General features: G+C 41.0%; 23 protein-coding genes, 18 tRNA genes and 1 pseudogene. All 42 read right to left on the bottom strand.

Annotated elements, in window-relative coordinates; all coding sequences use genetic code 11:
- Position 1: 1 nt before the first annotated feature.
- Complete coding sequence (gene brxC, locus BMW61_RS19080) at positions 2-3,439, bottom strand: BREX system P-loop protein BrxC (protein ID WP_091825279.1); 3,438 nt, start codon at positions 3,437-3,439, stop codon at positions 2-4.
- 11 nt (positions 3,440-3,450) lie between these two features.
- Positions 3,451-4,005: a BREX protein BrxB domain-containing protein gene (locus BMW61_RS19075; protein ID WP_091825276.1), complete on the bottom strand. Its 555-nt coding sequence runs from the start codon at positions 4,003-4,005 to the stop codon at positions 3,451-3,453.
- Positions 4,002-4,769, bottom strand: a complete 768-nt coding sequence (locus tag BMW61_RS19070; protein ID WP_175475300.1) for a hypothetical protein — start codon at positions 4,767-4,769, stop codon at positions 4,002-4,004. The genes BMW61_RS19075 and BMW61_RS19070 overlap by 4 nt, the downstream gene beginning before the upstream one ends.
- Complete coding sequence (locus BMW61_RS19065) at positions 4,759-4,953, bottom strand: helix-turn-helix domain-containing protein (RefSeq protein WP_091825272.1); 195 nt, start codon at positions 4,951-4,953, stop codon at positions 4,759-4,761. Before BMW61_RS19065 ends, BMW61_RS19070 begins: the two co-directional genes overlap by 11 nt.
- A gap of 303 nt (positions 4,954-5,256) precedes the next feature.
- Positions 5,257-5,490, bottom strand: coding sequence for a hypothetical protein (locus tag BMW61_RS19060; protein WP_091825269.1), 234 nt, complete (start codon positions 5,488-5,490; stop codon positions 5,257-5,259).
- 531 nt (positions 5,491-6,021) lie between these two features.
- On the bottom strand, positions 6,022-7,251 hold the full coding sequence (locus BMW61_RS19050) for a tyrosine-type recombinase/integrase (RefSeq protein ID WP_091825264.1): 1,230 nt from the start codon (positions 7,249-7,251) through the stop codon (positions 6,022-6,024).
- Positions 7,252-7,292: 41 nt separating this feature from the next.
- On the bottom strand, positions 7,293-7,463 hold the full coding sequence (locus BMW61_RS21675) for a CopG family transcriptional regulator (RefSeq protein ID WP_139176463.1): 171 nt from the start codon (positions 7,461-7,463) through the stop codon (positions 7,293-7,295).
- 111 nt (positions 7,464-7,574) lie between these two features.
- Positions 7,575-7,796: a DUF6462 family protein gene (locus BMW61_RS19045; protein ID WP_091825261.1), complete on the bottom strand. Its 222-nt coding sequence runs from the start codon at positions 7,794-7,796 to the stop codon at positions 7,575-7,577.
- A 13-nt stretch (positions 7,797-7,809) separates the two neighbouring features.
- Positions 7,810-8,373: a hypothetical protein gene (locus BMW61_RS19040; RefSeq protein ID WP_091825259.1), complete on the bottom strand. Its 564-nt coding sequence runs from the start codon at positions 8,371-8,373 to the stop codon at positions 7,810-7,812.
- A 307-nt stretch (positions 8,374-8,680) separates the two neighbouring features.
- Positions 8,681-9,487: a nucleotidyl transferase AbiEii/AbiGii toxin family protein gene (locus tag BMW61_RS19035; protein ID WP_026513636.1), complete on the bottom strand. Its 807-nt coding sequence runs from the start codon at positions 9,485-9,487 to the stop codon at positions 8,681-8,683.
- 1 nt (position 9,488) lies between these two features.
- Positions 9,489-10,094: a type IV toxin-antitoxin system AbiEi family antitoxin domain-containing protein gene (locus tag BMW61_RS19030; protein ID WP_139176461.1), complete on the bottom strand. Its 606-nt coding sequence runs from the start codon at positions 10,092-10,094 to the stop codon at positions 9,489-9,491.
- Between the two features lie 68 nt (positions 10,095-10,162).
- Complete coding sequence (locus tag BMW61_RS19025) at positions 10,163-10,876, bottom strand: YkgJ family cysteine cluster protein (RefSeq protein WP_091825253.1); 714 nt, start codon at positions 10,874-10,876, stop codon at positions 10,163-10,165.
- A 193-nt stretch (positions 10,877-11,069) separates the two neighbouring features.
- A complete protein-coding gene (locus tag BMW61_RS19020) occupies positions 11,070-11,603 on the bottom strand; it encodes a metallophosphoesterase (protein ID WP_091825250.1) in 534 nt (177 codons plus the stop codon).
- 57 nt (positions 11,604-11,660) lie between these two features.
- Positions 11,661-12,497: a TIGR02452 family protein gene (locus BMW61_RS19015; RefSeq protein ID WP_091825247.1), complete on the bottom strand. Its 837-nt coding sequence runs from the start codon at positions 12,495-12,497 to the stop codon at positions 11,661-11,663.
- A 14-nt stretch (positions 12,498-12,511) separates the two neighbouring features.
- Positions 12,512-13,618 carry an RNA ligase gene (locus BMW61_RS19010; RefSeq protein ID WP_091825245.1) on the bottom strand — a complete coding sequence of 369 codons (1,107 nt, stop codon included), beginning with the start codon at positions 13,616-13,618 and terminating at the stop codon, positions 12,512-12,514.
- Positions 13,615-14,202, bottom strand: a complete 588-nt coding sequence (locus BMW61_RS19005; protein ID WP_091825242.1) for a metallophosphoesterase — start codon at positions 14,200-14,202, stop codon at positions 13,615-13,617. Before BMW61_RS19005 ends, BMW61_RS19010 begins: the two co-directional genes overlap by 4 nt.
- 18 nt (positions 14,203-14,220) lie before the next feature.
- Entirely contained in the window at positions 14,221-15,267 is a 1,047-nt protein-coding gene (locus BMW61_RS19000) for an RNA ligase (ATP) (RefSeq protein WP_091825239.1), read from the bottom strand.
- Positions 15,268-15,284: 17 nt separating this feature from the next.
- A complete protein-coding gene (locus BMW61_RS18995; RefSeq protein WP_242876821.1) occupies positions 15,285-16,046 on the bottom strand; it encodes a tRNA(His) guanylyltransferase Thg1 family protein in 762 nt (253 codons plus the stop codon).
- Positions 16,047-16,261: 215 nt separating this feature from the next.
- Positions 16,262-16,336 (bottom strand) — tRNA-OTHER (locus tag BMW61_RS18990).
- Positions 16,337-16,418: 82 nt separating this feature from the next.
- Positions 16,419-16,492 (bottom strand) — tRNA-Thr (locus BMW61_RS18985).
- Positions 16,493-16,503: 11 nt separating this feature from the next.
- Positions 16,504-16,581 (bottom strand) — tRNA-Ala (locus BMW61_RS22165).
- Between the two features lie 83 nt (positions 16,582-16,664).
- Positions 16,665-16,735, bottom strand: a tRNA-Ile gene (locus BMW61_RS18980).
- 424 nt (positions 16,736-17,159) lie between these two features.
- Positions 17,160-17,858: a metallophosphoesterase gene (locus tag BMW61_RS18975; RefSeq protein ID WP_091825237.1), complete on the bottom strand. Its 699-nt coding sequence runs from the start codon at positions 17,856-17,858 to the stop codon at positions 17,160-17,162.
- A 54-nt stretch (positions 17,859-17,912) separates the two neighbouring features.
- Entirely contained in the window at positions 17,913-18,269 is a 357-nt protein-coding gene (locus tag BMW61_RS18970) for a helix-turn-helix domain-containing protein (protein WP_091825234.1), read from the bottom strand.
- A gap of 187 nt (positions 18,270-18,456) precedes the next feature.
- Positions 18,457-18,580 (bottom strand) — tRNA-Asn (locus BMW61_RS22160).
- Positions 18,581-18,584: 4 nt separating this feature from the next.
- A tRNA-Gln gene (locus BMW61_RS18965) sits at positions 18,585-18,657 on the bottom strand.
- 4 nt (positions 18,658-18,661) lie between these two features.
- Positions 18,662-18,734: transfer RNA gene (locus BMW61_RS18960), tRNA-Lys, on the bottom strand.
- 4 nt (positions 18,735-18,738) lie between these two features.
- Positions 18,739-18,810 (bottom strand) — tRNA-Lys (locus BMW61_RS18955).
- A 4-nt stretch (positions 18,811-18,814) separates the two neighbouring features.
- Positions 18,815-18,886, bottom strand: a tRNA-Phe gene (locus tag BMW61_RS18950).
- 4 nt (positions 18,887-18,890) lie between these two features.
- Positions 18,891-18,962: transfer RNA gene (locus BMW61_RS18945), tRNA-Cys, on the bottom strand.
- Positions 18,963-18,966: 4 nt separating this feature from the next.
- Positions 18,967-19,037 (bottom strand) — tRNA-Gln (locus BMW61_RS18940).
- A gap of 10 nt (positions 19,038-19,047) precedes the next feature.
- The gene (locus BMW61_RS18935; RefSeq protein ID WP_027206587.1) at positions 19,048-19,269 is read right to left on the bottom strand and encodes a helix-turn-helix domain-containing protein; all 222 of its coding nucleotides are present in this window, start codon (positions 19,267-19,269) and stop codon (positions 19,048-19,050) included.
- A gap of 346 nt (positions 19,270-19,615) precedes the next feature.
- Positions 19,616-19,698, bottom strand: a tRNA-Tyr gene (locus BMW61_RS18930).
- Positions 19,699-19,702: 4 nt separating this feature from the next.
- A tRNA-Ser gene (locus tag BMW61_RS18925) sits at positions 19,703-19,791 on the bottom strand.
- A 5-nt stretch (positions 19,792-19,796) separates the two neighbouring features.
- Positions 19,797-19,880, bottom strand: a tRNA-Tyr gene (locus BMW61_RS22155).
- A gap of 4 nt (positions 19,881-19,884) precedes the next feature.
- Positions 19,885-19,958: transfer RNA gene (locus BMW61_RS18920), tRNA-Glu, on the bottom strand.
- Positions 19,959-19,962: 4 nt separating this feature from the next.
- A tRNA-Glu gene (locus BMW61_RS18915) sits at positions 19,963-20,036 on the bottom strand.
- 38 nt (positions 20,037-20,074) lie between these two features.
- Positions 20,075-20,332, bottom strand: a complete 258-nt coding sequence (locus tag BMW61_RS18910; protein ID WP_242876820.1) for a helix-turn-helix domain-containing protein — start codon at positions 20,330-20,332, stop codon at positions 20,075-20,077.
- A 212-nt stretch (positions 20,333-20,544) separates the two neighbouring features.
- A tRNA-Trp gene (locus BMW61_RS18905) sits at positions 20,545-20,616 on the bottom strand.
- A 4-nt stretch (positions 20,617-20,620) separates the two neighbouring features.
- Positions 20,621-20,704 (bottom strand) — tRNA-Ser (locus tag BMW61_RS18900).
- Positions 20,705-21,085: 381 nt separating this feature from the next.
- Positions 21,086-21,181: pseudogene (locus tag BMW61_RS22975) on the bottom strand (SEC-C metal-binding domain-containing protein); the annotation flags it as partial.
- Positions 21,147-21,348: hypothetical protein (locus tag BMW61_RS22310; protein ID WP_207650205.1), on the bottom strand; the 202-nt coding region annotated here is incomplete at its 5' end. The gene BMW61_RS22310 and the pseudogene BMW61_RS22975, both read right to left, overlap by 35 nt.

The raw sequence follows: 21,348 nt of genomic DNA, 5'->3' as shown, positions 1-21,348 counted from the left end.
CTTACATTCTTGGCATAACTGGGTGACCTGACGCTATTTGAGATAAAAGCTTATCACGAACATCATCAACCCATTCATTAACCTCATCTTCTGTAGCCAGAACAGATGAGGTCATAAAAACTTCAACAGTCTCTGGTTCAAAATGCTTAGCAGCATCCATTAACATTTTACTCACCTTAGTAGGTACAGCAGTTATGCTATCCTGAATAGCACTTAGTCTATGTTTGTTAAGTGTCTCAACAATTCTTTCTGAACTTGAAACATCTATTTCGGGTTTATTATCAAAATGATATTGATTCCTTAATTCTGCCTGTTCTTCTACCTCAAGATTATTCCAATTAGTATCTGTGGCAAGAATTCTTTCTCCCTCATTCCATGCATCATCCATTTTATTTTTCAGCTCAGATAACTGGGTCGCAAATTTCTGAGTAATATTCTTAAGCGCCGTTTTAACAGTATCACCGCTTGTTAACAGTCTGCCCTCTACAATGGCATTTTGGGCAGTGATATCCTCTTCAAATTCAATCCTATTCTCGGTATAGGTAATCAGGCTACTATACTGATTCCATAGCGGAATTACTTTCTGTATAGAAGCTTTTGTATCCTTCCAACGCTCTATAAGTTCTGCTAATTCATCTTTGTGGTCAAGAACTGCTTTCAGCTGTTCATTTCCGTAACACGAACCAATTATATCTATCAGATCAGTTTGCTCTATCTCAGGAAATGGCTTGTCTCCACCAGCAGCCTTCTGAAGTTCCTTAAGCTGACTTACGAACTCAATCATTATAGGCTGTGACTCATCTGTGTCATTTGGAACCAATTTCTTTACAACAGACCGTATTTCAAGATGCTGCTTTGTTGATATACTTGGAGACTCAAGTTTGAACAGCGTCTTTCCAATTTGCTTTCTTTCAAGTTTTCCAGGTGCAACAGGCTTCCTATATTCATCTTCAGCCTTAATCTTATTGCATGCAAAAAGTACCATAATGGCACCTTCAATTGCATCTTTACTCCATCCAAAGCCGTGTCCACTATATTTTGAATTAATCTCAGATCCTTTTTTACCTGGAGTTATATATTGTAATATTTCCTTGCATACAGGTTGATTTTCTACATCTCCAGTATAACTAATCCTATTCAATGCATCAGGCTTTGCCTTAGCAGCATCTGCAAATACTTTGTCCCACCCAATCTGATCTGCCTCTTTAAATCTCGGATATAGATTAATTATGCAATTATTAAGTTCATTCTTTATTGCATCTGGAATGGTAGGATCAGTAGATACTTCATCTCCTGATACGAACAATGACATCTTATTTACTGCAGACTTTAAAATACGATCTATTTCATTCTGCGCTTGAAGCCTAGTCGTTTCCATGCTCTGAGAAGCTTCCTTGGCTTCAATTGTTGTTATCTGGTTTTTCCTCGCATTTAATACCTGATCAGCTGCCTTAAAATTCGCTATTGCATCGCGTAAAGTATCTTCCTCGACTTTAGGAATGAATGCGCATAATACACTACTGTTAGTACCAAGCGCTGCAGAATTTGCCCTTACATTTGAGATATTGGAGCTCCATCCATCCACACACCAAAAATAGCACTTTTCTGCTGTATCCGTTGGTTTATCTGCGCCAAAATGTCGTTCAAATTCTCGAGGCGTACATGTAACTCCCTGTTGAAGTTTAATCTTAGCTACCATCTCATTGACCATTTTTCGAAGATGCATTGTCCGTTCATTATCAATGAGAGACTCATTATTTGTTAGACTAGCTCTATGGACATCAAAGTCATTTCTCCATTCAGCACTTACCTTAGTCTGAACATGATACTCATCGTCAACCTTTATAAGTTCCTTATGGGCATCGAATAATTCCTTCAGTTTTCCTTGTAACACTGCTGTACCTTCTGTAAGATCTGTTACAAGCAAATCTGCAATAGTAGGAATATCTGCCCTAAGGTTAAGATCATCCCTATAATTCTGAATTTTGCCAATAAGAAATACAATTGCATACGCCCTTGCAAATAACTTGTCGTCTGCATTTCCTTTATTCCATCTTTCAATATTGCCATATGCATCAGTAGTAATCTGATTTGCATTAAGCATTTTTGTAGCTGATTCGAAATAAATAAAGTCCGCCGGAACAACATGCCCAACCGCTGCTTCAAGACTATCTTTTGATGATACTGCATCATTAATCAAGCTGAGTTGATTACGAATCTGGCTATCAGTATGGCTTGTGTCAAGTGCTTTTAACGCATACTCCCAAAAACGTCGTCTCATAGGAAGTACAGGATAATCTTGTACAAAAGTCTCTTTGTCCTCTTCTGTAAATTTAAGATCGGTTCCGCCAAGTTCTCTAGAAAGTTCCCCCATGTTATCTTCCATAACATTGGTAATTTCTGTAATGGCTTCGGGACGTTTCTCAAGAACAACTTTTCTTACAACCTTATCTGAATCGCTATCGGAAAGCTCTATTCTAACGGTATACCTTCCTTCTAGTTTCTTTAAATTCTCAGTACTATTAATTGCAGACTGACCTGTAGCAACAAGTAAAACTTTACTATCCGTCTTACTACATAAAAGTTCTGACACCTGCTGCACTGCAATCGACCGATCAGCATTTCCACCTATAAACTGTTGCAATTCGTCAATAGCAATCAAAGTAAGCGGCACTTTACCGTTATAGGCATATTTCAAACACCTATTAAACATTTTTATAAACTGGTCATCGTTTATATCCTCAACATTCCTATACTGAGTTGTCAAAATACGTGATGTCATATCAAAACTCTGAAAATAATCAGAGTCTGTGTTCATCAATGCTTCATATAAAGTTTTGGCGACCATAAGATTGTCAATTTCTTCTTCAATAGAGGCATTATGAGCATCAAGGTAACTGACAACCTTATCGTAATAACCTTTCTCTTTGAGATATAACACAAAATCAGCTTTGTTATACTCTTCAGGTAGTTTCAAAGACTTAAAAAGTATTGCTAATACAGCAAGTCTGACCGAATATCCAGATTGACTCGATAAAGTTCCAATTGCTGAATGTGTTCCTCCAAATCTTTTACCATGAATTCTAAGTTCACAAAGCTGCTCTTTAAGATTATCAGTAAGCTCTGCGATCCCCTCTGGAGTTTGTCCATCACTAAAAGGCTTATTATTCCAAAGAGCCGAAAGCATTTTTACCAAATGAGATTTACCTGATCCATAAAATCCACTTACCCATACAGCTTTCTGTTCTGCATTTTCATCAAGGCCACTTATAAAATTCTGTAATATCTGAACAAGACCATCTTCATATTTGCCGGTACACACAAAAGTATCAAGCTCATATCTAAGCATCTCTTCATCAATAAGATCAGCCTTTGCTACACCATTATTTTTCAATGTTGTAGACGAAGGTGTTCTGTAATATATTTCTTTATTTTTCATGTTACTGCTCCTTAAAAATTATTAACATCCGCCGTGATGGGGGTGGCAAGATAGCTCCAGTTATCATAAGCATTTAAAAATCTATAATTGCTCGTGGGTGAGCTTGAATATGTACCTGGGAAGAAAAGCACGATTCTGCTATCGACGTCATCGGCAAGTTTTTCTATAAACTCTTTTACAGTAATAAAGCCAAATATGCTGCCAACGCCAACGATCCCAATCATAGTATTCTTATCAGCATCAGCAGTTTTTTCCTTAAAAGACTCCTCTATATAATCTTCAAACTTTCTCGGCATTTGAAGAAGCTTTTCAGGTTCTGCAAAATATGCTTCAGCATACTTCTGTTTCCCCATCCAATCTTCAAAACAAGTGGTAAGATCATATTCCATCCATCTATGGCCTGTATCCTCAGTAGCCAACTTAAACGCAGGGATGTTATAACGCAGGGTCATTTCTTCCGTAGGCTCATAAACGCAGAAAATAATTCTTTGTTCTGAAGAAACATCCCTCCATGGCAAATCTATAAATTTCTGATAATTATTCACAAGGGTCTGAATTCGACTCATGATATTATTCCTTCCGCAAATGTAAATTGAACATCCATTACCTCTCCTAGAAGACGCAAACGGATAAGGCCTTTAGCATCTGCATCTGAAAGCAGACTAAGTGCTGACTCTCTTGAGCAGTCCAGTGCTTTTACAAACTCATTCTCGCAAAGATACATTCCTCTCATTCCCATGGCGTATGCTATAGTTGCCGCATAACATACTGCAGCTGCACCAGGTTTTGACTGAGATCTTACCTTTTTCATCTTAGTGCCAGCTACATGACCTGTTCTAAAAAAAGATGCAAGCAAATTTTGCGACATAGAGCTTCTCGTAGCATTGCTATACCTTTTAGGAAATTGATCTTCAAGATACTGTTGAAAAAACATACCAGGCATACTGGTTCCTTCTGGCACACTTTGAATATGCTTTACTGCAAATCTAAAAATAAAATCTCTACAATATGCACACATAAATGCAAGAAGAGGAAGTTCTTCTGGCTCCTTCTCATACAAGACTCTTAACAACATGAACAGCTTATTTTCAGGATCAAGTGCATATAAACTCTTCAAATTCGTATAAGTAACCTTACGAGTCTTAACAGTACTCTTCAACAGGCAATTGTCCTCAACTACTGATTTCAGGTAGTCCTCTAAAGACGAATCAAAATCTGTAGCCTGTAATAATGATTCAAGCTCTGAAATCATCAAAGTACGTGAAATATGCGCAGATGTCCCTTCTAAAACTCCTCCGAGCGTTTCAAATGCCGTATTATTATCCATCACTCTTTCCTTCCTTTGTTCTCCCATCAATAGGTTTTTCTGCATCAGCAGGAATTATCCAGTTTTTCCCAAGCAATTTAGCCCCGGGTATGCGTCCTTCTGAGCAATAATAGGAAATCATACGGGTTGAAACATTCCACTTTTTACTTAATTCTTTTGCTGTACAATAATCATCTAATGGGTTCATATATTTAGTATATTTCTTAATCAGGAAATTCACAAGAAATATGAGTCAATTTACTTTTCTTATAACATCTAGTTTTATTCTTATTAAGTTCTATTGAGCGTTGAGTGAATGACTCACTGTTAGCTCATTCCTTCCGATGCTCAAAAGATTTTGTCTTCCGGAGAGAATTCATTCCATATTTTTATAATTCCACCTTAAGACAGCCATTGCCTTCCCCTACCGGTACCCTTGCTCACTAGTTGGCAAGCAGGGCCTCAGTAAATACCGAGGCTATGCTTGTTGGGGAAATGTTCCATAAAGTTTTCACTCCCCTCTTCGCTTCCTTTCGGGAAATCGGATCTCGAAATGAGCTTTTCCCTCCTCATCAGTTGTCAAATCAACATAGCAGCTGAAAGTGTTTCCTGTCCTCTGGGACTTGCAGTCAAGAAGCTTTACTGTTCCGCAGTTTACGAGATCATCTGCAACTTCCCTTGTCATCTCCTTACCAATCGACTGGAAAAATCTGTTGTCTTTCCATAATGCAAATTTGCAGTCCATGTTGTTACAGAAAAATCCCTTTTCCCTTTCAACGACATGGCTCCCACATACAGGACAGCTTCCAACGATGTCATCACCTGTATAAGCCTGCTTCGTTCCGCTGCCGTCATCGAATTAACCTTCGGCGGAACATCCTAGCTTTGTTCCTGACTTCCTGTCTGTTCTCAATGTCCTGGTATTCTTCGTTTATATCCATCTTTTTTCTCCCTTCGAAGTTTTTTAGTGGATGAATCCAAACCATTCCAAACATGTCATGAGGCAAAATAAAAAGAGCCACTCTTGAAATTTCTTTCAAGAATGACTCATCAGTTCATCTCTTTATACGGATTAAGGGAGTTCGTACGTCCTTATCCATCCTTGTCCCATGCTCTCCATACAGCTCCAAATCAGCACCTTTTTGAAATACCGTCCTTGTCCGTCATAATCCACGACCGTGTGGTAATCCGCGGGTCAATCACTATAACCCCGGTAATGAAATGGAGCCTGATGGAATATTCAATTCTTGAAAACTATGCAGCCAAAACAGGCCACTTACAAGATGAAAATCTTATCTTCAATGTTGTGAATGACTTCCTTCTTTTTCTCCTCTGTGCAGTCGGCGTAGATGTCCAATGTAGTCTGGATATCCTTATGACCCATGATGGTCTGGATGACCTTTACATTGGTCTCGGTCTCACACAGTCTAGTGCAGAAGGTATGCCTTAAATGATGTGCCGAAATTCTGGGAAGGATCAGAGCATTTCTCCCCTCTTTTCTGGCATTGACTTTCTCTTCCTTATTATAGTCATCTATAAGAGAATGGATCGCCCTGTTTACTTCTACCGGTAATGTGACTGTACCATTTGAGCTGGCAAAAACAAATCCTGAATAGCCTTCCACCTCCTGCGTACAGAATCCTGTAAGCTGCTGGAGCTGATACTCTTCGAGGAATGCATCATACACCTGCTGGATCATAGGGACTGTTCTGCATCCTGCCTTGGTCTTGGGAGTATTGATGTGGAGTGTTCCACCTTCCTCATCCACTCTGCGATGGACCAGGTTGTGGTTCACATCGATGGTACGCTTCTCAAAATCCAGATCTTCCCACCGAAGGCCAAGGCACTCTCCAATCCTAAGCCCTGTTCCTATAAGGACCGTGATGAGCGGCTTCCATCCCTGATACTTATGGTTCGTAAAAAGATAATTCATGAAAGCCTTCTGCTCCGGAACTGTGAGCGCCATTCTCTTCTCCGTTACCCACACATGGCTCTTCTTGATCTCACCAAGAACTCCCGAGCAGGGATTGGTTCTGATATATCCATCCCTGACTGCCATCTGGAATGCCGGATGAAGCTGAGTGTGAACATTATCCACTGTTGCCGGAGATAATTCCTTTTCTGTCAGAAGCGTATAATAGAACTTCTTAACATCAGAGTACTTCACATCTATCAGCTTACGTCTTCCGAAAGTCTCCCTTATGTAATGATCATAGGTATATATGTAATTTACTTTTGTCGTTGCCTTCAGGTCGTACTTGCCTTTCATGTACGAGTCGTATACCTGATTGACTGTAACGCGCTCTGCTCTTCTGGGATCAAGTCCGTCTTCCAGGTCGCGCCTTATCTGCTGCTCCTTCTTGCGGAGCGTGATAAGATCCGGCGCATACACCACCTGTCTCTTTCTGTCCTTATCCACATAGGAATAAGAATAACGTCCGTCTGATCTCTGACACTCACCGGTCCTGAGCGCATAACCGCGTGAGTCTTTTCTGCTCTGTGCCATTTTGTTCCTCCTTATTAATATTAAGAAGAAACAGCTTTCATTTATGGCTTGGTCTTATAAAGAAGCTCAAGCGCTTCCTTAAAAACCTGGGCTTGAGTGAGATTCATCTTCTCGCAATATGCAAGCAGGCGATCTCTTTCTTTTTCCGTAACGCGGAACCCGACCTTTATATCTCTCGGCTCTTCCACCGGTGGTCTTCCATGTCCTGCCATGATATCGCTCCTTTCAAAACCTCTTGAAAATATTATATTAAACGCCCCACATTTAATCAATTTAGGAAAAAATGAAAACTGTTTCCAGGTTTATACTCCGTCCTGCTCCATTTACAGGTCCCTAAAATTCTCCAGATAGTCTTCTATGATTTCTGTATTCACCAACACAATCCGTCTGATGCGGTAAACAGCCTTTGCTTCTTTTGCCAGATCCATGAATGAATGGAGCCCCATGGAGAACATTGCAGCTCCCTCTTCATACTTCACAAATTTCTTCTTGCTGCCCCCAAGTAAGTTCTCCATGTTTTCCGGTTCTTTTCTCTTGTATGCCATTGCCTTAGCCTCCTTATATTGCTTCCCTGAAGAAAGGGATGATCCTTTTTTCCAATTTTTTTCTGGTTTCACATAATTTGTTGCGGATAGTTTTTTCAGTCCTGTTTCTCTCCTCGCCGATCTTGGCTACAGATAAGTCCTTGTGGATATACTTGTAAGTAATCTGATACTCATCACCTTTGAGCGCATTCAGAAATGAATCAAACACTTCGTATTCCCTGCGCATCATGGCTATCGTCCATATATCCTTTTTATGTTTTTCAGGATTATCCGTGTCCTTGAGGATCCCGCCATCCGTATCACACCGCTCAATTGCCTCGCGAATCATCACCCTCTCAACAGCCATCTTTGCTGTAGGATCGCTTTTATTGCTTGTCTGGACTCTTACTCCGAGATCAGCACTGTTCTTGGCTCTTCTGTTGTATTCCTTCTCATTAAGGATTGTGTTGAACAGCCCAATTTCAAAACAATCAACCAGCTGCGGGAACACAGAGTAGTTCTCGTAGATCAGATCAAATCTTTCTTTCGCATTGCCTGTTCCATAAGAATCAACAAGTTCATCTTCTGTAATGCTCATATCGCACCTCCTGTTTGAAACCCGGAGGTCAGGTTAGCCGGCTAAGCTGTACCTCTTGCTTACATATGTAATTCTACGGAACGTGACGGAATAATACGTTCTCTTAGAAATAGAACTTTGGGTTCGAGATTTTCGAACAAAAGGACAAAAGAAAAAGCACCAGCCACAAGTGCATTTACACTCGTAAACTGATGCTCTCTTATTATTTCTTCTTTTCAATAACATTTTTCTTTTATAGTAACATCAACCATGTTATCGTCCAATAAGTAATGAGCTGCCATCATGATTTAAAACTATTCATCGATTATTACAAAACATTAAGGTCAGACAGATATTTTACAATGGCATCTGCTATTTCGTTTATATCGTCATCCACCCAGCGTTGCCTGGAGCTATCAACTCTTTTCAAATATTGTTTATCTTTAAATGTATTCGACACTCGAGTAATAATTTCTCCCATCGTGTTTTCTCTCATTCCAGAGTCTGAAAATATATAGTGGTCAATCAAATTTAAAAGCTTATCTCTTTTAGCAACTGTCTTTTGATAATACATGTCGTAAATATCCTTGTATCTTCGACTATTGCTGCCAAATATCAGAAGAGAACGCAATTTCTCTGTAAAAGACTGTTCAACTGTGTTTTTCAACAGGCTCGCCCCGTTTTCATCCATACAAACATCAAAGCAGTACTCTTCCTGTTCGACGTCCAGATCCTTATGTACCCCAATGTCGATCTTGCTGCTGATGCTGTTTCCGGATTCATCAGTGATCAATACTTCTATACTTTTCCCATGATAATCCTGATGTTTTAGTTCTTTGATATCGCCGGTGATTGCAATATTGAGCCCATCTATGCAGTTTAATTTCTCTACAAACAGTCTTATAGATTCATCAGAAATAGAATAATGGATAAAGTCCAGATCTATGTCACGTGTTGCCCGCCTGTTATTGTTAGTAATACTACGCATGACAACGCCACCTTTTATAGTAACATTCCTGTTTAGCGGTCCAATCGATATAGCCTTCAAAACAACATCCTGACAGACCCTAGCTGCGGCAAGTTCTCTTGTCAGGCCATCTTCCATGTACATATCTATCATTTCATTTATATCCAATTTACATTACCTCCTCATCCAGGGCTTTGGAAATCATTTTGCTTTTAGGGAATTTTTCGGCATACTCCTGGATCCGCCATATTTCAAGGTCCCCAATTATTCCCCTATAATTTAACAGAATCTCTTTATAGATATCATAAGGCATAGAATTCTTATTCCGAAGAAGTTCGATGAGCATGCGTTCTTTGTCATATACCCTTATAGCAGCTCCATTCTTTTCTATTTCCTGTACTCCAAGCGGTAAAAGATCCTGACGCACATATAGCTGCTCCACTCTCTTATCTGTAATCCGGGCCGCTTTGGAAGATGTCGCGAGAGAATATTTCTCTGGTATCACATCTGTAAGACCGTGAATATAGAAAGCATATTCTCCTGCAAGTATGGCTTTTGGATATTTTTTTAATATAACTTCCAGCTCATTATTGTACTTTCGACTTGAATATATCCCATTTTCAATTTTAAAAACTACACCTGAATCTATGGCCTTCTTGAGTTTATAATCTGAGCCGTATTCTTTTATTGCTTCTTCATATGACAGAATCATTTTAAGTAATCCTCGGTAAAAAATGTTTTTATTCCTACTATTACTTAAATATACTCTGTACATAGAATTAATTCAAGTAAATATCGGTAATATCATATTTTTTACCGATATTTACTCTATACTGTTATCGCCTACATCCGCCCTGTAGCATTAGCTAAAGTGCCTTCGACCATTGTTATCATTTTTCCGACCAGTATTGCATTTTCTTTTACCTGTGGAATCAAAGGTTGTTCCAGTTTGTAACGCAGATACAAAATCTGTGCAATCCCCATCAACAATTCATCGCCACTTCTTCCCGGCATTTTAGGAAGGACAGTCCTTATGCGCTCAGATATTTCCATGACTATTCCCTGCCAAACAGAAAACCATTGCTCACTTTCTTCAAGTTCAAATTCGTCCAACCATTCACGTGGTGTATGTGCCTCATAATATTCTCCGCAATCTGTAGGCTGTAAGATATAAAAGATTTTCCTCTTGCCCTCTATATCTCCTGTTGCCCCACGGCCTAAAGGATATAATGCACAAGCTGTCGGCTTATGGTTATGTATCCTGCAACGATTGTCTTCCATCAGGAACGGACATTTCCCATTATCCCTGCGCATATTCAGGGAAACTAGCGGAACTTTACTTGTCCCTCCGACATAAAGGTTTCCATATTCATAAAGCACTTCATGAAGATGCTTGCCTAAAGCTTTTGCCATGCGACATAGATCAAATGGTGATAGCAGTATATCAACTCGATTTTTGCAGCATTCACCACACTGCCTGCATTTGAAATAAAAAGTTTCATCTTTTCCTATGGGGTTTTTCATCAGTTCCTGTATCAATTCTTCTCTGTCATTCATCCGCTGCTCCTCTTTTCTATCATGTTACTATTTATGATAAGTAATAGCCGGACACATGTCATTCGACTCGTGGTTGATAAATTCAGATGCTTTTCAAAAAAAGAGCCTGATTTAAATATCAAGCTCTCCTGTCATAACATGTATCAAATTCACTCCTTCGGCATAATGCTTTCAGGTTCATCTGTGTATTTTCTTAACAATCCTCGCCCCGCCGGTAAGCTTCAAAGAAACTCACAATCTGCCTTGTTGAAACAGGGAAGAAATTGTTTGCATCAACACCTACATCATATCTTCTCTGACCATCTGCTCTGTTAGCTTCGTTATAACCCATACGTGCATGGATATGTCCATGTAACTGATATCCTCCACTCCCTTTCTTGGGCCATGAAAGCATAGGATAATGCATAAGCGAAAAATGATTTCCATCAATTGATATCTTTAAAAAATCCAATATATCAACAAACAGCCTTGGATCATAATTCCTATCATGATTACCTTTGATGAGATACTTCTTGCCGTTAAGTTTCTTAATCAGAGCATCCGCTTCTTCAATACTCATATGATGGCAGATGTCCCCCAATATATAAACTGTATCTTCCTTCCGGACAATAGAATTATAGTTCTGCAAAAGCACCCTATCCATCTCTTCCACAGATTCAAATGGTCTATTCTGCATTCTTATAATTGCTTTATGTCCAAAGTGCATGTCTGCCGTAAAATAAATCATCAGCATCTACTCCTATATATAAAGTCTATGTATCAGTTTCTTCATGTCATTAGCTCTCTAATGGATCACTCTCTTAAACACATCATAATTCCTTAAATCTCTGGGACTGCAATATACTGCAAATTCAATAATCCTAAATGCATTCAGATAATCTCCTATAACATTCGCTGCAGCCCTTGCAACAACCTCAGGTTTGTTTTGAAATGCTCCACATCCAAAAGCTCCCAGTACAACTACTTCGTCATCATTATATACAGCAACATCCAATATACGTCTCAGCCTCTTCTCATGAATCTCCAGTAGCTCTTTATCTGAAATTTTCACTTTTCTCATTCCATCATTCTGGTTATATGGATTGCTGGGATTATCTCTTAGATTTGGCGCCGCACAAGTGATCACATCTACTTCATACCACTCCGATTCAGGCATGGTAACAGGAGCTGACGTATCTGTCTTAAACACTACAACTCCCGGAGTATATATTATGTCATCATTATGAACCGGATCAGAAGCAGCTCTATGCGGATTATAGAAACCAGCCCACATTTCCTTCGTATTAAGCATTTCATACAAAGCAGAGCATCTGCACAGGCATTCTTCCTGTGCTGTAGACCCTTTAATTACACCTCCACCAGGATTTGTGGCAGAAGCGAAATTATGAACAACAACTCTCATGTCTTTATAAGCTGCCGCAGCCTCCAAAGTTCTTTTCTTAGATACAGTAAGGCTGACCCTGTCTGTATATCTACTTCTGTCAAAAGAGGGCAATGGCTCTCCAGCCAGAATCAGTTTCTGACCATCTCTCGCCTTCCTTATAGATTCTTTAAGCCTGCTGTTCTCATTGCACATCTTCTCTGTGTTTCTGAAGATAATAACATTCTCATCTCGTCCCATTTTTCCTCCTAAAGTTAATTATTGGCGTACGAGTACTCTGATATTAATTTCTCTGCACTGGAAGGAACAACCATTTTCATTATGTCATTGATATCTTTCTCGTTACCGATCGCCTTAAACCCTGCCCATGCATATGGAGAGTCTTTAATCATCATTGCAACTGCTTTTCTGTCATGATCGTATTCTTCATATAGGTGCCTTGCATATAGCATCATATCCTCGGCCCTAGCCTTAAGTTCTGCAAACTGCCAGTCATAATACTTGATTATATGTGCATCTTCCGGGAAGTCCTTTGCCAGCTTGGAAAAATCTTCTCCGCTGCAGAAAAGCTCCGCCATCCTTTTTGCAGTAAACACTCTGTTAGTAGCCATACTGTGCATTGCTACATAAGCAGGTGATTTTATCTTTACCCTGTTATGTTTCGCATCCACTACCACAAAGCCTTCTTTTTCAATATTTTCTCCGTCATTCAGATTATCTGCAGCCTCCATGCAATCTTTAAGTGTAGTAAGCAGATAGCTTTCAGGCTTTTTGAATTCTGGCAGTTCATTATCAGCCTCTTCACCGGTCTTGTTATTCCTTGCTGCAAGAAAGAATAAAAGAATCACATCATATCTGATGACAACCTGAGTAAATGGAGATACCAATTCAAAAACGTATGTGTAATCCTTATTCAGCTTATCAAATGGTATCTCCGCTATATTCTCTGCCTTGTTAATGATATCTGCATAACTCAGATCCTTATATCCCGGAACAGGAGCATTTCCTGCATCGCAGGTTGAGCTTGTTGCAAATCTCCATGCACCTTTGTACCAGAAAAGCTTTATCATAGAGCCATCTATTTTTTCCAGCACCCTGGCGCTATTCCAGTCGATATTTGCAGCATACTGTTCCTGTACATTAAAAAACTTATCAAACGGCCAGCAGACCACAGAAAGCTGAACCACATCGATCATGATTCCTCTTGCTTCACATACCAGTGGATCTGAGAAATCAGCTTCTGCCATATACTTAAAGCAAGCCAAATCACCATTACGACTTATCCTAATGAGCCTTTTATTCAGCTTTTCTTCCCAGCTATCTGTATTATTTTCTATAAACTCTAATATCTTCGATTTCATTGCTGTGTTTCTTTACTAATCCACTTCTTTTCTCTCTTCTCCACTGCATGGTCAATCGTGATCCTGTGTATACTGTCGATATCAGATAGAATCCCGTCTTTTATCAGTTTTCCAAGATTGACCGGACTATATCCGCATACATTGGCTGCAAGGTTTAAATGCTTGCAGCCTTCCTTGTACATCTCCATGTTACTATGGTCATGACCATGAATGTTTAGACACCACGGAAGTCCATATACCGGCTCATGTGACAAAAGAATCTTGTCTGCTATAAATAGTGGACCGGAATATATCTCATCAAACAGTCCCTTGTAATCTCCCCTTCTGTCATGGTTTCCAAGAAGCAGTATCTTCTTTCTGACCCTGAGCTTCTTTATATATTCAGGACTTCCAACATCTCCCAAGCAGACAAATGTGTCATTTTTCATGATCACAGAATTCAGGATATTAACCTGTTCATCTGGTTCTATCCAGTCAGGATCCATGAGTTTACAATCAGAATCTTTAAAATGCGTATCAGACAGGATATAAACAGATCCATTTTCTGACCAGTGCCTGAATGGTTCATATAAAGTTGATATCATGCTGCCTCCCGTCTATGATCACTCATCATTTTTCATTAGATACTTGTTGTTTATCACTTTCATTGATAAAGGTCCGCTAAGTGTATAAGAGTGAACAGGCGTAACAGGCCTTATTACTATTCCCTCTCTTATTGTCCCATTGTATCCAACACCTTCTGCCCTTGCTAATAGAGCCGCCTCATTAGGATACTTTGCTAAGAGATCATCGCCTTCCTCTTCCACCGGAACCATCTGACATCCGACATATCTGCAGATTTCCTTAAGCGTTGCCAGGTCAGTTCTCTTATCATCAGCTCTTGCCGTAAATACAAACCACTCTGGCTTCTTAAGCCTAAGTCTGTTCTTCTGTATTCCTTCCCCGCACCATTCTCCCTGGAGAACCAAAGAGCTCAGTCCATGTTCCTCTGCATATGTCTTCATCTTTTCTGTAATACCTGCTGTTTTTACATGCTCCACAAACGCTGACTTTCCGTCATCCTTATAAGTGAAGTTATGGCCGGTAAAAGAAATTTCTCCATCCCTTACACCTATGGAATGACTTGAACCATCCATCTTGGTTGTTATGTAATAAGGCAGCCCCTTAAACTCATTAAGCAGCTCCGGCGCTGACTGTATCCTTGTCTCATCAGTCTTAGGTATATATCCGGGCCGATCACCTATCATGGTTCCTCCTGATCCTGCCCTTTCTGGCATTTCCCACTCGCGAACCCCAAGGATTTCCGTCACATCCATTCCTTCTTCAAGACTCATCCCCTGAAGCTTTGAGAGCTTATCAATCCCAAGGCATAATCCCTGGGATATCTCTCCCCTGAACTTCATAGTCTTTAATCTGAATCCTTCACCCATAAAATCATTACTTCTGTAGGAACTCTTTCTCAGGAATTCAAACTCCTCACATACAGGGAGAAAGGAATCTATCTCGAAATAGACCACCAGATCTCCCACATGAAATTCTCCCTTTCCTCCGACACACTTCCATCCAAGAACCTGAACAAGTTCCAGTCTGTCTGCATCGGGTATTGGAAAGACTTCCTTTATCTTCTGTATTGATGCTAATTTTCTCATTTTTCTTTTCATCCTCCTTAAGTAAATTTCCGAATAAAGCTGCCATATTCATCACCTAACGGCAGTTCGTAATCTACATGTATTCTTTTACGTGTTGTCATCTTTGTTTCACCAGTAAGCGGATTAAATCCTTCTTTTCCATACTCTTCTATCCACATGCCTACGCCTCGTTTCTGCCATGAGGGCAACTTATCATAGTTGATTCCTCCGCTGAAAAGCAGCTCATTTTTATACGCAACCCCTTTTCCTTTCAACTCTGACGTAGCTTTATGAACTGGTGTGCCATCCTTTCGGAGCATCCAGTAACAATGTGAATTTAGCGCATTCCTGTTAGCATCTTCCTGACGCCATCTGAAGTAATCCTCAACTCTCTCCGCATTTGGAAGAGGCACCATTCTACAGTCAAATGTTGCCGCCATCCCAAGTTCAAGCGAAAAGACTGCGCTTGCTTCAGCAGCAAGTGTTGAATTATACTTGCGCACTTTTCTGCCGAATGCATCTTCATCTGCCGCAAACAATAATGAAATCTCATCGCTTTCTGTATAGGCGTATACCACTCTGAATCCGCAATCCATGAGAGTTTTTGTTGTTTTCACCATCATATCTCTAAACTTTTCATCAAATGGTGCTTCAAAATGACAGACTTCCTTAGTAAGTCTTGTAAAGCCTCTGCCATCAAGCCTTGCCACCATATAAATATCTGGAAGCAATACCTGATCTAAGGACTGCTCGTAAACACGCATCTTTTTGTCCATCTCATCAAAACGCATTTCTATCATCTCTCCCTGCTATACTTATTTTCCCAAATCTTGTAAATCCGACTGTTACGGCGACGCCCGATAGGTGGACACCATCTGATTTTCACACCACCTCCGGATTAATGTTACGGCGCACAATCCATTTAATTAAATGATATCCCTATACATACTGACTGTCAGTTAACTCGTGGTTGATAAAACATGAAGCTGAAACCTGCAAGTTTTCTATAGCTTAGTCGCGGGAGCAGGATTCGAACCTGCGTTGCACAGCTTATGAGGCTGGGCTGGAACCATCTCCAGACTATCCCGCAATATAAACGACTCTACAGAGAATCGAACTCTGATCTCCGGATAGACAGTCCGGCATAATAGCCTTTATACTATAGAGCCAAAAGCCTACCCAGGGACTCGAACCCTGAACCCTCTGCTTACAAGGCAGATGCTCTAGCCAGTTGAGCTAGGAAGGCGAAAGCTTAAATTGATCTTGTGGGAATTGAACCCACCTGAATATCCTGCTTGCAAAGCAGGCGACCACCCCATGCAGTCCCAAGACCCGCGGTGCAGAAGTCCGTGCCTGTAGACTTCTGCTAAAGTATTAAGTTTTTCAGGAATAAGAAGTGCCTGCTAACTATTCCCTAATAGGGCGACTGAGAATCGAACTCAGGTTAGATGCATATAAGACACCGGTTCTCACCATTGAACTACCGCCCATCATTTTTTATATTAAAAAAGGACCTACCCACTTTCACGGATAGATCCTAAAACCCTGATTATTATTCCAATGTGCCTGGTATCAGTCTAACATCGGACTTTATAATCTATCCTTCTATTTCTTTCTATACCTTTTTTGCCGCGTGATGTCGCCAAATCGAGCGCACGAGTACTAAGCATATCGATCGTGCAATCATATGCTGTAGTTTCTATGGCTGTGAAATTTGTAAACATCATATTTCTCATTGAAAGCTTAAAACCTTACCTTTCGTAGTATTTCTGTTTTAATTTAACAAAAAAGGAAGCGACCGCATATTTATGTTGATGATTGCATCAAAATAAATAGGACAGGCACTTCCTACGTATTCAGATTAGCACCTGTATTATGACTTGTAAAGCACTTTTTCTAAATCTGCAAAAAAATTATGCTTCTTCATATTTCCGGGTTGCAGTATCCACAATATACAACTTCTGGTTACCATACGGATCCCCATTTGAGTATGTTGAAAAAAGATCCAGCGTCAGTACTCCTCCAAGGTCAAGTGGTTCCTCTACAGGTGTATGTCCCACAACCTGGTAAAAGAGATCATCCCTGAACATTCGGTAGAAATCAGCCTGAGGTCTTGCCCAAATCGGTGAATTATCCCTCCACAGTTCCTGCTTACCCATACGGTTAATCCTTGCAAGGATATCATCAATCTCTTTCATATGATATCCACACGTCTGAAAGACAAAACTCTCCGTAAGGCCGGCATGACTGAACAGCACATCATCAATTTTATGGACAAATCTATAACGTTCTTCAATAACACGCTCCAGTCTGGTAATACCTTCAATAGCAGTTATCCTTGCCTGGACAGAATACCCCGATTCCATGGCATCCCAAAGATAGGATACATCGTGGTTGCCATAGCACCAAAATGAAAGGTCATGCTCTTTTCCAAATTCAGCAGCCCTGTCCAAAGTCTCGTTATATGCGTCTAAATCATTTCCCTTTCCCCAATCATCTACCAAATCTCCGAGAATTACAATGTCATCGTAGCTGTTCTCATCAACTCTATCAGCCATATCAAAAATCCATGGCTTTAAATGTACATCAGGAATCACAAGTACTCTGCTCATTTCAAAACTCCGATTATTCCAAACTGATTCATTGCTTCACTAACATTAGGGCTCTCATCTTTTCTCAATCAAAACTTCCCATTTCTTTACGGCTACAGGGACTAAAAGATTATCAACACTTACACCCAGAAGGCCGCTGAGAATATAAAGGTTTTCAATCACAAAAAAAGATCCTTTATGTCGCCATTTATTAACAGCCTGCGGAGTAATACCCAATTTATCAGCAATGGTCTTATCTTTTAATCCCTTTGTTTTAATCAGATTGCACACTCTATTCTTTGTAGCTTCAAGGTCAAGTCCTTTTACCCTGTCAGGTTCTTCCCAAGACACAGTGTAACCCAAAGGCTCCAACATGTGTCTAAATCTATTTGCTTCTAGGATCTCCATTACTTTTCTATATCCATCATCCATCGATATTGCCTCCTCTATTTTTATTTTATTGGAGATTTATCTCATTGTATATAAACTCGTGGTTGATAAATTGGATAGCTAATCTACAAAGCACCTCTATAGGAAAAGGGTCCCAGGAATGGGCCATGATCTCATAACCTTCCGCGTATGAAGCGGATGCTCTACCTCCCACGCTATCCTGGAATAGCGGACACAGAGGGTTGCTAGATGTCCGGGGGACATCTGCTTAGCAACGACCGGAGCGGAGCGTAGATCGAACCCACAACCTCCCGGTTAACAGCCGGGCGCTCTGCCGATTGAGCTATGTGTCCAGAACTACGGTAGCAGGACTCGAACCTGCAACGCCCTGAGTCAGAGTCAGGTGCTCTACCAATTGAGCTATACCGCAATAATGCTGTTAGTGGGGCTCGAACCCACGACCTTCAGATTAAGAGTCTGCTGCTCTTCCAACTGAGCTACAACAGCTTAGTGCTCCCCACGGGGGTTGAACCCGCATCTCTCGGCTTAAAAGGCCGGTGCATATCCGCTCTGCCAAGGAAGCATAATGGGCCCGGGTGGGGTCGAACCACCTCGCAGGGATTTTCAGTCCCCAGCTCTACCAGTTGAGCTACAAGCCCTAAGAGACATAGGTGGGATTCGAACCCACGTTGGCGGAGTTGCAGTCCGCTGCCTTTCCAGCTTGGCTACCATGTCTTAACTACGGCACTTGGAATCGAACCAAGATTACCGGAACCAAAATCCTGTGGGCTACCATTACCCCATGCCGCAACGCGCAGTCTTAATCGACTGCAATTATGTCATCAATCGGAACTTCCAGATAAACTGAAAGCGCTACAATCCTATCTATGCTTGGAAGCACTTCCCCTCGCAGATATCTATATACAAGGGATGTGCTTGCTCCCAGGTACTCAGAAACCTCTGGTACTGTATGTCCGCTCTCTCTGATCAGTTCCCTAATCCTAATTCCTGTTCCTTCAATATCAATTACTGGATAATCCATTCTTCCATTCTCCTTTTTCGCATTAAAAAACCACTTAACTCTTGCAAGCTAAGTGGCTACAGATCTCAATGACCTCATTTATTCTTAATGCTCCGGATCATCCATCATTTTGCATATCCAGGACCACTTTCCACCAACTTGCAATTTGCATAACTAACAAAGCACTTCTGATTTTTGCAGAACTGCATAAACTGTTTGTTATTAAATTGCTTGTTGATAGTTACGTAGTACATTTACAATAAATCCTCTTAACTTTCTGCTGCTCCCCGCAGCTCCATATCTTTGTTCTGTTAGTATTATCGCCCTGTCGGACCTATTTGTATAGTGTCATCAGATGACACTTAAGTGGGCAGGGTGAGACTCGAACTCACGGTGTTTCCTTGTCAGGGTTTTACAGACCCCTGCCTTCGCCACTAGGCATACCTACCCGGAGCGTTTGCGGAAGGATTCGAACCTTCGGCACAGTTTAGCCGTGCTTCGCTTTAGCAGAGCGATACCATAAGCCATCTCGGTCACGCAAACATAAGTGGGTGGAGCAGGAATTGCACCTGCGGTGTTTCTAATGTGGGAGTTTTACAGACTCTTGCCCTCGCTTCTAGGCATACCCACCCATAATAGCTCCTGCGGGACTCGAACCCGACATTTCCAGCTTGAGAGGCTGACGTCCTTACCAATTAGACCAAGAAGCCACAGTGATCCCAACGGGACTTGAACCCGGTATCTCTGACGTGAAAGGCCAGCGTCCTAAACCATTAGACTATGGGACCATACGCAGGCACTTTAACGCCTGCAATCTATATTCAGTTCATGCACTTAGTGAATAAAGCCATTCCCCTTCAGTTACGATAATGTCGTCCATAGCAACACCTAAAACAGCTGCTAATACGACTAAATTGTCCAGTGTTGGCATGGCAGTTCCGTGCTGCCACTTGTAAATCGCCTGTGGAGTAGCAAAACCGAACACATCCTGTAAATCCCTCACAGACATACCGGCTGCCACTCTTAAATCTGTAATTCTCTGTCCCGTGGCGATCATATCGATCGCTGGAATATTCTGTGTCATTTCCGACTCCTTTCTGGCCTCTGGCCAAGTACACGATGTGGGGTGCTGCACATCCAGGGGATGTGCGCTTAGCACCGACCGAAGTGGAACGTAGATCGAACCCACATGCCGCGCCTGTCTCCACTCCGTTTCGGTCGGCTCAGAACAAGCGTCCCCCGGACGCTTTGAGCCCTAAGTCAGGTGCGTCTACCAACTTCGCCACTCGTGCAAAACAGACCCGCCAGGACTTGAACCCGGACTAACAGTTTTGGAGACTGCTGTGCTGCCAATTACACCACGAATCTATAGCGCAGAGCCTGGGATTCGAACCCAGATATCCGTGAGGAATGTCGGTTTTCAAGACCGATGCTGTACCAATTGAGCCAACTCTGCATATTTTGAGGCAAAAGAAAAACCGCTTGCCTTTTCATCTAAGGTAAGCGGTACGCAAACATGTTTATCTATAAGCTTCTACTCCGGATTATTCCATCCGGTCCCTGCCTAAAACAACATTTTCTCGCATTTGCCTATCCTTAAATGAGCGCATGAAATTAAACATCCACTCTGATTTGCTCTGGAGTGATGATTCATAGCTTTCGCTATACAGGCAATAATTGCGATTCATTGTTGTCATGTCTCTTTCTCTTCCTTTCCGGGAGCTCTTATCTGCTCCGCTTATCTCTTTCTATATCGTATAGTAACACCAGTAAGTTCTGTTGTCTATTAGCCTCGTAGTATAAAATTACGCTGCGGCAATCTTCTTCTCATCTCCAATTATTTATTTTTTCCACAGCATTTTTTAAACTTCTTACCGGAGCCACATGGACATGGATCATTAGGATAAACCTTTATTGTTGCCCTTACTGCAGGGCCATCCACTCCCACAGGCATATTCACAACCGGCATATCCACTGCGTTTCCATCGATATCTACGCCATATCCCGGAAGTTTGACAGTCTAGCCTCATAAATCTTAGTTCATCATACCCCTCAATCCCGCATAAAGACTGATATTTCAGTCTTATTTTTTTGTCAAAT

The organism is Butyrivibrio sp. ob235, assembly GCF_900109475.1.
GTDB lineage: Bacteria > Bacillota > Clostridia > Lachnospirales > Lachnospiraceae > Butyrivibrio.
The sequence above is the reverse complement of the archived record's forward strand: the minus strand, read 5'-3'. Positions and strand labels throughout refer to the sequence as shown.

Excerpts from the sequence above, each read along its gene's own strand:
- BMW61_RS19020 (WP_091825250.1), bottom strand. The coding sequence starts at position 11,603 with ATGATTTATTTTACGGCAGACATGCACTTTGGACATAAAGCAATTATA.
- BMW61_RS18970 (WP_091825234.1), bottom strand. The coding sequence starts at position 18,269 with ATGGATGATGGATATAGAAAAGTAATGGAGATCCTAGAAGCAAATAGA.
- BMW61_RS19005 (WP_091825242.1), bottom strand. The coding sequence starts at position 14,202 with ATGATATCAACTTTATATGAACCATTCAGGCACTGGTCAGAAAATGGA.
- BMW61_RS19065 (WP_091825272.1), bottom strand. The coding sequence starts at position 4,953 with ATGAACCCATTAGATGATTATTGTACAGCAAAAGAATTAAGTAAAAAG.
- BMW61_RS18995 (WP_242876821.1), bottom strand. The coding sequence starts at position 16,046 with ATGATAGAAATGCGTTTTGATGAGATGGACAAAAAGATGCGTGTTTAC.
- BMW61_RS18935 (WP_027206587.1), bottom strand. The coding sequence starts at position 19,269 with ATGGATTATCCAGTAATTGATATTGAAGGAACAGGAATTAGGATTAGG.
- BMW61_RS18910 (WP_242876820.1), bottom strand. The coding sequence starts at position 20,332 with ATGACACAGAATATTCCAGCGATCGATATGATCGCCACGGGACAGAGA.
- BMW61_RS19025 (WP_091825253.1), bottom strand. The coding sequence starts at position 10,876 with ATGAATGACAGAGAAGAATTGATACAGGAACTGATGAAAAACCCCATA.
- BMW61_RS19060 (WP_091825269.1), bottom strand. The coding sequence starts at position 5,490 with ATGGACTGCAAATTTGCATTATGGAAAGACAACAGATTTTTCCAGTCG.
- BMW61_RS18975 (WP_091825237.1), bottom strand. The coding sequence starts at position 17,858 with ATGAGCAGAGTACTTGTGATTCCTGATGTACATTTAAAGCCATGGATT.
- brxC (WP_091825279.1), bottom strand. The coding sequence starts at position 3,439 with ATGAAAAATAAAGAAATATATTACAGAACACCTTCGTCTACAACATTG.
- BMW61_RS19010 (WP_091825245.1), bottom strand. The coding sequence starts at position 13,618 with ATGAAATCGAAGATATTAGAGTTTATAGAAAATAATACAGATAGCTGG.
- BMW61_RS19040 (WP_091825259.1), bottom strand. The coding sequence starts at position 8,373 with ATGAGCATTACAGAAGATGAACTTGTTGATTCTTATGGAACAGGCAAT.
- BMW61_RS19030 (WP_139176461.1), bottom strand. The coding sequence starts at position 10,094 with ATGTACAGAGTATATTTAAGTAATAGTAGGAATAAAAACATTTTTTAC.
- BMW61_RS19075 (WP_091825276.1), bottom strand. The coding sequence starts at position 4,005 with ATGAGTCGAATTCAGACCCTTGTGAATAATTATCAGAAATTTATAGAT.
- BMW61_RS19050 (WP_091825264.1), bottom strand. The coding sequence starts at position 7,251 with ATGGCACAGAGCAGAAAAGACTCACGCGGTTATGCGCTCAGGACCGGT.
- BMW61_RS19000 (WP_091825239.1), bottom strand. The coding sequence starts at position 15,267 with ATGAGAAAATTAGCATCAATACAGAAGATAAAGGAAGTCTTTCCAATA.
- BMW61_RS19045 (WP_091825261.1), bottom strand. The coding sequence starts at position 7,796 with ATGGCATACAAGAGAAAAGAACCGGAAAACATGGAGAACTTACTTGGG.
- BMW61_RS19015 (WP_091825247.1), bottom strand. The coding sequence starts at position 12,497 with ATGGGACGAGATGAGAATGTTATTATCTTCAGAAACACAGAGAAGATG.
- BMW61_RS21675 (WP_139176463.1), bottom strand. The coding sequence starts at position 7,463 with ATGGCAGGACATGGAAGACCACCGGTGGAAGAGCCGAGAGATATAAAG.